Raw genomic sequence first — 11864 nt, forward strand, 5'->3', positions numbered from 1 at the left:
ACTGGTTACTTCCCGTCTTAAACCCTTCGTTGTTGACGGAAAACCCATTGAACAGGTAGGAATGCCGTGGCATTTCGGTTACGCCGGTATGGCCACAGGAGACAGCGCCAACGTCCTGACCCCGGAATCATTAAGTCCAACCTCAAACATTCCTGAGTACAAAGCATTTCTTTGTAATGTTGAGAAGGGAGGTAACAGGTCATGAGCGCAACAAGAGATTTTTCCCAGGATAGAACATTTCTGATAGATATGACAAGATGCACAGGTTGTCGTGCCTGCCAGGTGGCGTGCAAACAATGGAATCAGATGAAGGCTGAAAAGACCGTGTTTTTCAATGGCGAAGGCTACCAGAACCCGCCTGCCATGTCCGAATACACCCTTACAAAGGTCAAATTCCGCGATTATGAAAAAAACGGCCATAACCAGTTCGCCTTCTACAAAGAAATGTGTATGCACTGTAACGAACCTGCATGTGTATCGGTATGTCCGGTAAGCGCATTTATCAAGACACCGGAAGGACCTGTTGTGTATGACACAAAACGTTGCATCGGGTGCCGTTTTTGTATGGTCGCCTGTCCCTTTGGCGTGCCCAAATACCAATGGAGCAAGGCCCTGCCCTTAGTGGTAAAATGCACCGGATGCTACAGCCGGCTTAAGGCAGGACTGAAACCTGCATGCGCAAAGGCATGTCCCTCGGCCATCTCCTACGGCAGCCGCACGGACATGATTCAGGAGGCAAAACGGCGTCTTGCGGCAAAACCTGACCGTTATTTTAATAAGATCTATGGACTCGAAGAGGCTGGCGGAACAAGCGTTCTTTATCTGACCGAACAGCCTTTTGATGAACTCGGGTTCAAGAACGTCACGAGACGCCCCCTACCCTCTCTCACGTGGGCAGCTCTGCGTTTTGTACCGGCCGTATTCCTCACCATGGGCGGGTCGCTGGCCTTTATTTCATGGCTTACACACAGAAAGGACCGGTTGCGCAAGGAAGAGGAGGCAAGAAAATCAGCTTCGACCCAGCCAAAGGAGGATAAATAATGTCCGCTATAGCTAATATAAAACAGGAGATTAAAAGCTATCATCCGTTTATCAAGACGCTTATGTTTCTGGTTACAGCAGGCGTACTTGCTGCTGCAGCCCGTTTCGTCTTCGGTCTGGGCGCTACCACTAACTTAAGCGATACATACCCGTGGGGACTTTGGATTTCATTTGACGTTGTTACATCCGTTCCTCTGGCCGCAGGTGCATTTGTCCTGGGGGCTGTAGTTCACTGCTTTCATATTAAAAAACTCGAACCGCTTGTACGACCTGCAGTTGTGACCGGTTTTCTCGGCTATTCCCTTGTATGTATCGGTCTTATCCTTGATCTGGGGCAGCCCCATCGGGGATGGCACGTCTTCGCATATCCGAATCTTCATTCACCTATGTTTGAAGTAGCCCTTTGCGTTATGTCTTACACTACGGTTGCCTGCCTTGAGTTTCTTCCATCCGTATGCGAAAAATTCGGGTTCCATGTTCCGCTGCGCCTTCTCCGCAGCATAGAAGTGCCCCTTATAGTCCTTGGAGCTGCTATTGCCACCTTGCACCAATCTACTATCGGCACTTTTTTTCTCATTGCGGCTGACAAATTACACAACCTATGGTACAACCCGCTCTTACCGTTGCTGTTCTGGACTTCAGCGGTTTTTACAGGCTTCTGCATTATCATTATCGAAGCCGTTATGGTACACAGATACTTAAAACAACCTGACGAAACAGAGTTGCTTGCAACACTGACAAAGATTATCCCCTGGTTTCTCGGTATTTACCTTATTATCAAGCTTTGTTCGTTATTCTTTCTGAGCGCAAGGCCGCTTTTTGATCGTCCGGGCCTCACAATCCTTTTTCTTATGGAGTTGGTACTCGGGATCATAATTCCATTAATCATGTTTATGACAAAACGCATCAGGACCGACAGCAGTTGGCAGTTGCGCGCGGCGAGTATGGTAGCTTTCTTCGGACTTGTGTTGAACAGGTTTAACGTTTCCATGTTCGGCCTTATCCAGAAAGACCAGCAGATATATTATCCGTCATTCCTCGAATCGGTTGTTACAATAGGGATTATAGCAGCCCATATACTGTTTTTCGCTTTGATCGCAAGGTACTTCCCTATCTTTGAACACCATCCTGAAGAGGTTGATTATACAATCCCGGATCATTTTCACAGGATCGATAAACAGACCATTTCTGAAAAGGCAGTGTAAACAATATAAAATTGGATTCACACAAGTTTATCTGTGTGAATCCAAACCGTGAAACTCCGGCAGGTTATGTTGTTGACTAACATGCTGAAAAAGTGATATTGCTATTACGGGACACCCGCAAGCTTGGTATAAGCTTTGACGTGGATATCTGCGCAAGGAGGAAAATATGTTTGGCCTTGGAATGCCGGAACTTATTGTAATAATGGTAATAGCCCTGATAATTTTCGGAGCGGGTAAACTGCCCGAGGTAGGAGGAGCTATCGGCAAGAGTATAAAGAGCTTTAAAAAATCAATCAAAGAGCCTGACGAAACAGATATTACCCCAAAAGATGAAAAGGATAACAAAACACCTCCTTCAAAGACATAACACCACCCTCTATGGAAATTCTGAACGGTTTTGAGCATTCATCGATAGAAAAAGCAGTTGAAATACTAAAAAAAGGTGCCTTGGTCGCCTTCCCCACAGAGACCGTATATGGTCTTGGTGCTGACGCCCTGAACCCTTATGCAGTGGCAAAAATATTTGAGACTAAAAAAAGACCGAGATTTGATCCGCTAATTGTCCACATCGGAGAAAGGGAATGGGTATCAGCCATTGCTGATTATGTGCCCCCCGAAGCTGAAAAACTGATTGACAGATACTGGCCCGGGCCCCTTACCATGATACTTAAAAAAAAAGATGCTATACCCGGCATCGTCACTGCCGGCCTCTCTACAGTGGCCATACGCATGCCTTCTCACCCGGTAGCACTCCAGCTTATAAGGAGCTTCGATGGCCCCATTGCTGCGCCAAGCGCCAACCCTTTCGGCTATATAAGCCCTACCAACGCACAGCATGTGGCAAAGATGCTTGGGGAGAGCGTGCCGCTGATACTTGATGGAGGGAGCAGCAATTACGGAATCGAATCAACAATAGTTTCCTTCCATGAAGGAAAAACATATTTGCACAGACACGGTGCAATCAGCTTGGAGGAGCTTTCCGCAACAGCCGGAGCTGTTTATGAAAAGAGTAATAATGGTTCTTGCGAAGCGCCAGGGCAACTGCCCTATCACTATGCGCCAATAAAACCGTTGAAAATTATCAAGACAATCGACGAGATACATAACATGCAGTCATCTTTTCTTGCTTTTAAAAAATCGTCCGAAACACCAATCTCGAAATATGTTAAGATTTTGTCAAGTACTGGAAATATGAGAGAAGCTGCCGCAAATTTTTTTTCTTGCCTTATCGAATTGGATCGTGATGATATTGATATTATTTACGCTGAAAACATACCGGAAACGGGTCTCGGGAAAGCTATGATGGAAAGGCTAAAGAAAGCATCAAAAAAATATAGGTATATAACCCATTGATAATTTTAATAATCCGTGATAACCTAATTTTATGAAAAAGCTCATATTGAAGTATACATTTATTGGGGAAATAGCTGAAAACATTAGGTTTTTAATTTGCTTAGTTTGTAGGCAACTTACCTCAACTGCCTTTAAAAACAATATGTTAGGATCGTTATCCTACAATTTATTCACAACATTTCCACAAAAATTGTGGAAAACCTGCAAAAACCCTGTTTGTTTAAAGACATGTGCAATTTTGCTTTGCATACTGGTTTTGTTTTCTTGTAGTTCATCCAAATCAGCCAAAAAAGGAAGCTCTGCTCTTGATAATGCCGTTATATCAATGAGCGAAGATGAGGTAAGGAAAAAGCTCGGCGAACCGGATATAGTGAGTAAAACGCCTGAAAACAATATCATATGGACATACAAACCACCATGGAAGATTATGCCGGATAACAAAGGTACAATTTATATTGAATTTGAGAACGGCAAGGTAACAAAAATTGTTAAAGCAAGGTGAACTATGATATGTGAAAAATGTGCGGGCGAGATTGAGACCGTACTGTGTATTAACTGCAATGAAGAAATTTTAAAACTCGGCTCATATTGTTATATCTGCGGAAGTAAATTTGAAAAAGACAAGAGAGAAGCAGAAGGATCGGACATTGATCTTGAAAACAGAATACTATGCAGTGACGGTACTTGTATAGGTGTTGTAGAAAACGGGTTTTGTAAACTATGTGGAAAACCATACAGCCCGGAAGCTTAAAGAACAGTTTAAAGCAAATAAAGGATTTAAATACATAATTAAAAACTTACAAGTCTATTGAATGAAAGCGATGTTGAACAACTCTTAAACTCAATTTTACAATAGATATCCGGTACAGTTTTTTAATAATCACAGGACAAAACAATGGGTTTTTTTGACAAGATAAAGGACGGTTTAACAAAAACAAGAGATCAGTTACTTACAAAGATTGAATGGGCCGTAAAAGGAAAGCCCATAGACGAAGACTCATTCGATGAATTTGAAGAGGCGCTGCTTCTTTCAGATGCAGGTGTTGAAACAACTGCTTTTCTTGTAAATGCACTGAAAGAACGATGGAAAAGGGGACAAATAAAGTCATCCGACGATATTAAGCAGTGTATGATAGAAGAAACTGAAGCCATTCTTAAGCCTGTCGAGGCACCGGTTGCTATCAATACCCACAGGCCTTTTATCATACTTGCCCTAGGTGTAAACGGCGTCGGCAAAACAACTACATTAGCGAAAATTGCAAAGTTATATGGTGAATCCGGAAATAAAGTCCTTTTCGGGGCCTGTGATACATTCAGGGCTGCAGCGGTGGAACAACTTGAGGTATGGGCAGACAGACTTGGTATTGAGATGGTTAAGCATAAAGAAGGCTCCGACCCGGCCGCAGTAGCCTACGATGCCACAAAAGCTGCTACAGCAAGGGGTATCGATATATTAATGCTTGACACGGCAGGCAGACTCCATACAAAGGTAAACCTTATGGAGGAGATGAAAAAAATTAAAAGGATAGTAAGTAAGGAAATTGAAGGAGCACCTCACGAAACATTGCTCGTTGTAGATGCAACAAACGGACAAAATGCCATAACCCAGGCAAAGGCATTCAATGAAGCAATTGGTGTAACCGGTATTGTAATAACAAAGCTTGACGGCACTGCAAAGGGAGGGTTTATCCTGCCTATTGCCCATACGTTAAAGATACCGATACGATTTATAGGCGTCGGTGAAAAATTTGATGACCTTATTCCTTTTAACGCAAGTGATTTTGCAAAGGCCCTTTTCGAATAGTCATACCAATTCGCCTTAAATCATATAACTTCGTTAATTCGTGCTATCTCAGGAAATGCTCCCATCCACGCATTGATTTCACATTTTCAACCTGTTTCAAGGTTTACTCCCATATTTGCCATTAGGATTGGCAACTGTTTAATCGCGAGGGAAGTAATGAGCGACAAAGACCAGGCTCCCTTGTATGTAATCACCGTATCTGCTGCCTGTTTTACCTGCCACTCAGCAACTTTCTCGTCTGCCTCAAGGGAGTCGTCAAGATATTGATTTATTTTATTTAAATCCATATCTTCAGGTTCATATTCACAGAACTTAAGATATTTTTTTGTCCAGTGGATATAATACTTAATCTTATTCTCCGGTACCTTGTTTGATTTAGACAGGAATGTCTGAAATTAGCTTAGCAAGCCAACTCCTTTTGATTAAAACTGAGCAATTACTGCATATCTTCTATTGTCAACCATAGCTATTATTTTTTGTATCTATCTGATTTTATATGTATTATCTTTCAATGTCTAATTATTTAATGTGTTGACATCTTTCTTAGCAAATACTAATATTTCGTAAATTACTGCATGCAATATATTAATTGTTGGGCAGCATCAAACTGATAAATTGAAAAAGGAGACGCCATGAGACAGAAAGGAATCGCACTCGTCTTGACCATAATAGTTTCAACATGCTTAGTGATCTTGTTGCAAACGTCCATGGGGGCACAGGAGCCAACCAAGCCTGATAAGACAGGTGTTGTATTGCGAGCCTATGGTCCTGGCGGCCCTGCTCCGGCTATGCGCGAGGCCGCGAAGGTATTTGGAGAAATGAAGGGAATTAAGGTTGAAATCACCGCTGGTCCCACACCGGCCTGGAAGGACCAGGCGATGAAAGATGCCGATTTAATCTTTAGCGGTTCCGAGTATATGATGACCGACTTCGCGCAGAAAGACCTCCCTGCGCTAATCGACACATCAACGATCCGTACTCTGTACCTGCGTCCTTCGGCAATTCTCGTCCGCCCCGGAAATCCGAAGGGTATTAAAGGCATTAAAGATCTTGCCAAGATAGGTGTTAGGATTCTCGTGGTTCAAGGTGCCGGACAAGTTGGCATGTGGGAGGATGTAGCTGGCCGAACAGGGAATGTTAACCTAGTAGATGGGGTGCGCCGTAACATCGGCTTCTTCGCACCAAACAGTGCTGAGGCCAAAAAACTCTGGGCCAATGATCATACCTATGATGTTTGGCTCATTTGGACCATTTGGCAAAAAGAGAGTCCGGCTTCTGCCGACCTAATCAACATTGAACCAGAGAACACAATTTATCGCTCGTGCGGCATTGCAATCACAAATAGTTCAGAGAGAAAAGTATTGGGAAAGGAGTTCGCCGATTTCCTTCAGTCTCCCGTCGGACAAGCAATATTCGTGAAATGGGGTTGGATAGCACCATAGAACGGGCCGATCAGCCGTCCACCCAGTTAGGTGATAGAGCTAAATGGCCAAGGCGTAAACAACGTATGGTTTGTTATCAATCCAGATAATTTTCCACCTAAGTAGTTGTACGACAGGAGTTCTTGTAACCAGCCGATAGTGCCACCTATCCAGCGGGTGGAGCGGACGGTGTACCCCCCCAATAAAGTGGGCACTCTCGAGTAACTATAAGGAGGAAGTGTACAATGGGAAAAGGGGGGATGAGATAGGAATATCCAACAAGTCTTGCTACTAATTTAAGTATGTAAGTTCAATTATGGAAAGGAGATTTTATATGAAATGCTTTATGAAAATATCCTTCCTTGTAGTACTATTCGGAATGTTTTCTGCACAAGCATTTGCACAAGTTGAAATACATAAGTATGAAGGGAAAGCCCTATCCCCATATGATAGACAGTATGATAATTCTATCAAAGGCCCGCAAACCGTTGATATAGGCAAGTATAAGCTACTCATTAACGGGAAAGTTCAACAGCCACAATCTTTTACCTATAATGAGATACTAGGACTTCATTCGGTTACACGAGCTATAACGCTGCATTGTGTTGAAGGATGGAACGAATACTTGCTTTTTAAAGGTGTACGTTTAGTAGATTTACTTAAGAAAGCGAATCCAAATAAAGAAGTACAAACAGTCATATTCTATGCAGCAGATGGCTATTCATCATCATTGGAATATAAGTTCATTATTAAAAACGACATTATGATAGCCTACGAAATCAATGGGAAAAGACTGGATTCTGAGCGAGGATTTCCTTTACAAGTAGTTGCTGAATCAAAGTATGGATATAAATGGGTTAAATGGGTTACACATATTGAGTTATCAGATAAGCCATATATAGGATATTGGGAAAAGCAGGGATATGATAATGAGGCAGATATTCTAAAATAATAAGAATTAGGCAGTATAAGCACGAAATGTAGTAAAAAGATGCCTGACAACCGCTTCGACCTGACAACGCTATTGTCACGGTTTGCGCGGTTCGCTTCACTCACGTAGCATAAACCGCGCCAATTTGACGCGTTTAAGGTCAAGCGAATGTTATCTGAATACCGCTTGACATGTATGCATCGTATTGGCATACTTATGCATATTATTAAGAGAGGTGGCACTATGAGAACAACGCTTAATATCGAAGACAGTCTGATTGATCAGGCATCAAGAATGACGGGCATAAAGGAAAAGACCACACTGGTAAAGCTCGGACTGGAGGCGCTCGTAGCAAGAGAAAGCGCAAAGAGGCTTGCTAAATTAGGAGGTACTGAGAAACAGTTGAAGCCAGTACCAAGGAGGCGCAGTATTTAAAATGGTTCTTGTCGATACATCGGTTTGGGTATCCCATTTCCGAGAAAGTAATAGCGGTTTGGTGAATCTCCTCAACAATACAGAGGTCATCTGTCACCCATTCATCGTGGGCGAGCTTGCATGTGGAAATCTCAAGGACAGAATGACCGTGATCTCACTTCTGGAAGCTCTACCAATGGCGGTTCTGGTCGAGCATGATGAGGTACTTGCTTTTATTGAAAGTCACGACCTTATGGGGAAGGGTTTAGGCTATGTGGATGTCCATCTTCTTGCGTCTGCTGTTTTAACGAGCGTTTCTCTCTGGACAATAGACAAGAAACTGGAAAAAGCCGCCAAAGGACTTCGCTGCAAGTATTAGTAAAAAATCAGACAACCATTTGCTCGGTTGCATGCGCTTACGGATGGCATCCTCGTGCCTGCCGCTCAGCGCCGCCTTTGATGGACACCATCGGCGCGATAAAAGATGACAATTTTTTAAAAGGAAATGATATTTATGAATATTATTATTAGGAATGAGACAGAAAATGATTATCGGGTTGTTGAAGAAATAACAAGAGAAGCTTTTTGGAATTTGTATTTTCCTGGATGTAATGAACATTATTTAGTTCACAGAATGAGAAACCATACTGATTTTTTAAAAGAATTAGATTTTGTTGCAGAATATAATGGAAAGGTCATTGGAAATATCATGTATACAAAGGCTTGGTTGATTGATGAAATAGGCACAGAAATAGATATTGTTAGCTTTGGCCCTCTTAGTGTATCACCGGAATATCAAAGAAAAGGTATTGGTAGCGGACTGATTAACCATACAAAGAATATTGCAATTAAGAATGGTGTGAAAGCAATAGTTATTTTAGGTGATCCACATAATTATTGTAAGCATGGATTTAAGAGTTCTAAAGATTTAAACATTAGTGATATTAATGGGAACTATCCGTATGGAATGCTTTCCCTTGAATTAGAAGAAGGAGTACTTGCAGGTCATAAATGGAAATATAAATACAGTAACGTGTATGAAGTAAATGAAAATGTTGCAGAAGAATATGATAATAGTTTTGAGAAGAAAGAAAAAGGATACAGATATTCCCAAGAAATATTCTCGATTGCTTTTAGATCATATGTAAAGTAAGTCATCTAACGTACGCTTCACCTGCGAGGGACCTTGTGGCCCGAGACAGGTGGAAGCGTACGTTATGAGTTCAGGGAAGCAAGAAACGTAGGCAAGGGGAACGATGATACAACCGAGGAGTGAAATATTATGAACACTGAAAAACGGGACTTTGATAAAGAGGCTGCCTCTTGGGATGAACATCCTGCAAGGGTGAAGTTGGCGAAAGATATTGCCAATGTCATATCAAGACAGATCATCTTGACGCCCGAAATGGATATTATGGACTTCGGCTGTGGCACTGGACTGTTAACTATCCAATTACAGCCATTGGTCCATTCTATCACCGGCATCGATAGTTCTCAGGGAATGCTAAATATCTTCAACACGAAGGTCGTTAAGCTGAAGCTGCCCAATGTTAGATCTCAACTTATCGATCTTGACAAGGGCGATACCCTGGCAGGTAATTATCATTTGATTGTAAGCAGTATGACCCTCCATCATATCAAGGAAATACAACCGCTCTTCGATCAATTCTATAGTATCATGGCCCCTGGCGGCTATCTGTGCATTGCTGATTTGGACTTGGATGATGGTCAGTTTCACGAAGACAATACCGGCGTATTTCATTTCGGATTTGATCGAGCGACCCTACGCAAGGTTTTCATAGAATCTGGGTTTGATAATATTCGGGATATAGGCGCCGCAGAAGTTGTGAAACCGAGCATCAATGGAGAAATGAGGCGGTTCACTATGTTTCTGATGACCGGTCAGAAGAGAGGAGATTAAGCATGATTAAGGAATCCAATACATGTCAAATATGCGGGGAGCCGGAACGAAAATGATTTTCAAGCGACTATTTTGATCTGATTGTCTGGTTCGATGAGGAAAGAAAAATCATCGGTTTTCAGCTTTGTTATGATAAATACAAAAAGGAAAGGGCAATTACCTGGACGGGAACAGATGGTTACTCGCATTGCCTTATTGACGATGGTGAGAGCAACCCGGGAAGGTACAAGGCAAGCCCGGTATTGACTAATGACGGCTCGTTCAATAAAGAAAGAATAGCAGCAATCTTCCTGGATGAAAGCAGAGATATTGACTCCAGAATATCCACATTTGTCCTTGAGAAGATTCTTGCTCATGAAAAATAAGGGCCTCCTGAAAGCTTGCCATCTGACTGCAGATGCAGCGATGATTTTGGTTCTTTCGTATTTAAGATGCGAATATCTTTATGACACACTGGAATTACATAACAATATGTAATATTAATTATTACAAATAGCTGTATCACGGAGGTTGATATCCCTGACCTTCTCTAAAGCTTCGTTCCCGACCATGCTATTATCGGGACTTGCGTCGCCCCTGCCACAAGCTCCGGAAGTCTTTTTAAACTCTTCCTGTTTCTCTTTATCAGCTTTCGGATGTTGGAGGTGGGGTATTACCTTCCTCCATCCGTGCCTATGGAGAATATCATATTAATTTAGTAATTGAATACAAAATTGTATGAGTTTGTCAGACAAATGCGCTTCAAAAAGTGACTTGACAAACATGTGATGCTTGGCTATACATGAATAAGAAAGTTAAAATGTTGCATAATGGGAAAGTTAAAAAATTTTTAAATTAAAGGTTGAATTCGGAGGTGATGCCCAATAGACACGCTTGCAGATCAACGCAGATATTGCAGGAATGATTTGTGAAGCATATAATAGGAAATATAGCATTTTCCACACCTTTCACCAAAAGGGTTTACAAGTGGGTGGATAATTGTAAGTGTTGAAGGAATATGGGGAGGGCCAAGTTATGTGGGATAATATTGGTTACGGAAAATGTGAGTTTTTCATCGAGAGTTACTTTGAGTCGAAGAGAAAAGAAACTTCTGGTACCTTTATAAAACCGGCAATAACGATTTCACGGGCAGAGGGAGCAGGCGGACATACAGTTGCTTCCAACCTTGCAGAGTATATGCAGACACATGTTCCTTCCCATGATGTGTGGACTGTTTTTGACCGGAATCTCGTGGAAAAAGTGCTGGAAGACCATAACCTCCACAAGCGCGTTGCCGATTTTATGAAGGAAGACCACAAGGCAATGCTGACCGATGCAATTGAGGAGTGGCTCGGTTTTCACCCCTCTACCTGGACACTCATAGAGAAAATTAACGCAACCATAATAAGCCTTGCACAGATGGGGAATGTTATCCTGGTGGGCCGAGGGGGCAGCATCGTTACATGTGAAATGCAGAACGTTTTTCGTGTACGTTTGGTTGGATCCCTTGAAAAGAGAATTGAGCAGATCCGGAAGATATACAACCTTGATCAAAAATCTGCCATGCATCATATTAAAAAGGAGGATGAGGGAAGTAGAAGATATGTAAAAGACAATTTCGACAAAGATATCGATGATCCATTGCTATACCATATAACCATTAATACGGATATGATTAAATACGACGAAGCCACCCGTTTGATCGGTGACGAAGTGATCAAGCGTTTCAAACTGGATAGACCCGTAAAAACTGCGGGAAACAGGATTAGTTCAACATAGCAGCGGGAGCTCATTT

18 protein-coding genes are annotated in these 11864 nt (G+C 42.2%); 15 read left to right on the plus strand and 3 right to left on the minus strand.

The window, feature by feature from the left end; translation table 11 throughout:
• The 8 genes from NT010_06820 to ftsY form a co-directional block, all read left to right on the plus strand.
• A partial coding sequence (locus tag NT010_06820) for a hypothetical protein (GenBank protein MCX5805764.1) occupies positions 1–205 on the plus strand: 205 nt, incomplete at its 5' end.
• Positions 202–1041: a 4Fe-4S dicluster domain-containing protein gene (locus tag NT010_06825; protein ID MCX5805765.1), complete on the plus strand. Its 840-nt coding sequence runs from the start codon at positions 202–204 to the stop codon at positions 1039–1041. The genes NT010_06820 and NT010_06825, both read left to right, overlap by 4 nt.
• Positions 1041–2246, plus strand: a complete 1206-nt coding sequence (gene hybB, locus NT010_06830) for a Ni/Fe-hydrogenase cytochrome b subunit (protein MCX5805766.1) — start codon at positions 1041–1043, stop codon at positions 2244–2246. Before NT010_06825 ends, hybB begins: the two co-directional genes overlap by 1 nt.
• Positions 2247–2412: 166 nt before the next feature.
• Positions 2413–2613 carry a twin-arginine translocase TatA/TatE family subunit gene (locus NT010_06835; GenBank protein MCX5805767.1) on the plus strand — a complete coding sequence of 67 codons (201 nt, stop codon included), beginning with the start codon at positions 2413–2415 and terminating at the stop codon, positions 2611–2613.
• An 11-nt stretch (positions 2614–2624) separates the two neighbouring features.
• Positions 2625–3599 carry an L-threonylcarbamoyladenylate synthase gene (locus NT010_06840; protein ID MCX5805768.1) on the plus strand — a complete coding sequence of 325 codons (975 nt, stop codon included), beginning with the start codon at positions 2625–2627 and terminating at the stop codon, positions 3597–3599.
• 31 nt (positions 3600–3630) lie between these two features.
• On the plus strand, positions 3631–4101 hold the full coding sequence (locus NT010_06845; protein ID MCX5805769.1) for a hypothetical protein: 471 nt from the start codon (positions 3631–3633) through the stop codon (positions 4099–4101).
• Positions 4102–4104: 3 nt separating this feature from the next.
• On the plus strand, positions 4105–4350 hold the full coding sequence (locus NT010_06850) for a hypothetical protein (protein ID MCX5805770.1): 246 nt from the start codon (positions 4105–4107) through the stop codon (positions 4348–4350).
• A gap of 144 nt (positions 4351–4494) precedes the next feature.
• Positions 4495–5403 carry a signal recognition particle-docking protein FtsY gene (ftsY, locus tag NT010_06855; GenBank protein ID MCX5805771.1) on the plus strand — a complete coding sequence of 303 codons (909 nt, stop codon included), beginning with the start codon at positions 4495–4497 and terminating at the stop codon, positions 5401–5403.
• 86 nt (positions 5404–5489) lie between these two features.
• Here ftsY and NT010_06860 read toward each other — a convergent pair whose 3' ends face one another.
• Positions 5490–5690 carry a hypothetical protein gene (locus NT010_06860; protein ID MCX5805772.1) on the minus strand — a complete coding sequence of 67 codons (201 nt, stop codon included), beginning with the start codon at positions 5688–5690 and terminating at the stop codon, positions 5490–5492.
• 345 nt (positions 5691–6035) lie between these two features.
• Between NT010_06860 and NT010_06865 the strand changes: the two genes are divergently transcribed.
• From NT010_06865 to NT010_06890, 6 genes are all read left to right on the plus strand, one after another.
• Entirely contained in the window at positions 6036–6845 is an 810-nt protein-coding gene (locus NT010_06865) for an extracellular solute-binding protein (GenBank protein MCX5805773.1), read from the plus strand.
• Between the two features lie 313 nt (positions 6846–7158).
• A complete protein-coding gene (locus NT010_06870; GenBank protein ID MCX5805774.1) occupies positions 7159–7776 on the plus strand; it encodes a molybdopterin-dependent oxidoreductase in 618 nt (205 codons plus the stop codon).
• A gap of 222 nt (positions 7777–7998) precedes the next feature.
• The gene (locus NT010_06875) at positions 7999–8190 is read left to right on the plus strand and encodes a type II toxin-antitoxin system VapB family antitoxin (protein MCX5805775.1); all 192 of its coding nucleotides are present in this window, start codon (positions 7999–8001) and stop codon (positions 8188–8190) included.
• A 1-nt stretch (position 8191) separates the two neighbouring features.
• Positions 8192–8548, plus strand: coding sequence for a PIN domain-containing protein (locus NT010_06880; GenBank protein ID MCX5805776.1), 357 nt, complete (start codon positions 8192–8194; stop codon positions 8546–8548).
• Positions 8549–8683: 135 nt separating this feature from the next.
• Complete coding sequence (locus NT010_06885; protein MCX5805777.1) at positions 8684–9322, plus strand: N-acetyltransferase; 639 nt, start codon at positions 8684–8686, stop codon at positions 9320–9322.
• Positions 9323–9451: 129 nt separating this feature from the next.
• Positions 9452–10090, plus strand: a complete 639-nt coding sequence (locus NT010_06890; protein MCX5805778.1) for a class I SAM-dependent methyltransferase — start codon at positions 9452–9454, stop codon at positions 10088–10090.
• A gap of 59 nt (positions 10091–10149) precedes the next feature.
• On the opposite strand, the gene NT010_06895 is transcribed toward NT010_06890, so the two are convergent.
• Complete coding sequence (locus tag NT010_06895) at positions 10150–10446, minus strand: hypothetical protein (protein MCX5805779.1); 297 nt, start codon at positions 10444–10446, stop codon at positions 10150–10152.
• Between the two features lie 123 nt (positions 10447–10569).
• Positions 10570–10773: a winged helix-turn-helix domain-containing protein gene (locus tag NT010_06900; protein ID MCX5805780.1), complete on the minus strand. Its 204-nt coding sequence runs from the start codon at positions 10771–10773 to the stop codon at positions 10570–10572.
• Positions 10774–11104: 331 nt separating this feature from the next.
• Here NT010_06900 and NT010_06905 point away from each other — a divergent pair, with 331 nt between their 5' ends.
• Positions 11105–11848 carry a cytidylate kinase-like family protein gene (locus NT010_06905; protein ID MCX5805781.1) on the plus strand — a complete coding sequence of 248 codons (744 nt, stop codon included), beginning with the start codon at positions 11105–11107 and terminating at the stop codon, positions 11846–11848.
• The last annotated feature ends 16 nt before the right edge of the window (positions 11849–11864 follow it).

Source organism: Pseudomonadota bacterium (assembly GCA_026388275.1).
Classification (GTDB): Bacteria; Desulfobacterota; Syntrophorhabdia; order Syntrophorhabdales; family Syntrophorhabdaceae; genus JAPLKB01.

What these genes read in the sequence shown, in the direction of transcription:
- NT010_06825 (MCX5805765.1), top strand. Translation starts at nt 202, where the DNA reads ATGAGCGCAACAAGAGATTTTTCCCAGGATAGAACATTTCTGATAGAT.
- hybB (MCX5805766.1), top strand. Translation starts at nt 1,041, where the DNA reads ATGTCCGCTATAGCTAATATAAAACAGGAGATTAAAAGCTATCATCCG.
- NT010_06835 (MCX5805767.1), top strand. Translation starts at nt 2,413, where the DNA reads ATGTTTGGCCTTGGAATGCCGGAACTTATTGTAATAATGGTAATAGCC.
- NT010_06840 (MCX5805768.1), top strand. Translation starts at nt 2,625, where the DNA reads ATGGAAATTCTGAACGGTTTTGAGCATTCATCGATAGAAAAAGCAGTT.
- NT010_06845 (MCX5805769.1), top strand. Translation starts at nt 3,631, where the DNA reads ATGAAAAAGCTCATATTGAAGTATACATTTATTGGGGAAATAGCTGAA.
- NT010_06850 (MCX5805770.1), top strand. Translation starts at nt 4,105, where the DNA reads ATGATATGTGAAAAATGTGCGGGCGAGATTGAGACCGTACTGTGTATT.
- ftsY (MCX5805771.1), top strand. Translation starts at nt 4,495, where the DNA reads ATGGGTTTTTTTGACAAGATAAAGGACGGTTTAACAAAAACAAGAGAT.
- NT010_06860 (MCX5805772.1), bottom strand. Translation starts at nt 5,690, where the DNA reads ATGGATTTAAATAAAATAAATCAATATCTTGACGACTCCCTTGAGGCA.
- NT010_06865 (MCX5805773.1), top strand. Translation starts at nt 6,036, where the DNA reads ATGAGACAGAAAGGAATCGCACTCGTCTTGACCATAATAGTTTCAACA.
- NT010_06870 (MCX5805774.1), top strand. Translation starts at nt 7,159, where the DNA reads ATGAAATGCTTTATGAAAATATCCTTCCTTGTAGTACTATTCGGAATG.
- NT010_06875 (MCX5805775.1), top strand. Translation starts at nt 7,999, where the DNA reads ATGAGAACAACGCTTAATATCGAAGACAGTCTGATTGATCAGGCATCA.
- NT010_06880 (MCX5805776.1), top strand. Translation starts at nt 8,192, where the DNA reads ATGGTTCTTGTCGATACATCGGTTTGGGTATCCCATTTCCGAGAAAGT.
- NT010_06885 (MCX5805777.1), top strand. Translation starts at nt 8,684, where the DNA reads ATGAATATTATTATTAGGAATGAGACAGAAAATGATTATCGGGTTGTT.
- NT010_06890 (MCX5805778.1), top strand. Translation starts at nt 9,452, where the DNA reads ATGAACACTGAAAAACGGGACTTTGATAAAGAGGCTGCCTCTTGGGAT.
- NT010_06895 (MCX5805779.1), bottom strand. Translation starts at nt 10,446, where the DNA reads ATGAGCAAGAATCTTCTCAAGGACAAATGTGGATATTCTGGAGTCAAT.
- NT010_06905 (MCX5805781.1), top strand. Translation starts at nt 11,105, where the DNA reads ATGTGGGATAATATTGGTTACGGAAAATGTGAGTTTTTCATCGAGAGT.